Here is a 224-nt window from a genome sequence, read left to right as displayed (position 1 = left end):
TGACCGAGGCCGCCGACCGGGCGGCCGTCCTGCTCGTCCGCGGCGCCCGTGCCAGCGGGGACTCCGCGGTGGCCGAGCGGCTGCTGCGGCTGGCCGAGACCGTGGGCATCGAGACCATCGCCGTGGTGTGGTCCGGCGCGCCGGCCGACTCGCTCGCCGGGTGCCTGTGGCGGCTCTACCTGCTGCGCTCCTGGGTGCACGCCGAGCCGGTCGCCGTCGCCCGG

The 224-nt window shown here is 78.6% G+C and carries 1 pseudogene; it reads left to right on the top strand.

Annotation, left to right across the window (positions count from 1 at the left end):
• Positions 1 to 224: pseudogene (locus QWY28_RS23995) on the top strand (hypothetical protein); the annotation flags it as partial.

The sequence above is a fragment of the Nocardioides oceani genome, assembly GCF_030412965.1.
Taxonomy (GTDB): Bacteria; Actinomycetota; Actinomycetes; order Propionibacteriales; family Nocardioidaceae; genus Nocardioides; species Nocardioides oceani.
This window is presented reverse-complemented; position numbering and strand designations above follow the sequence as displayed.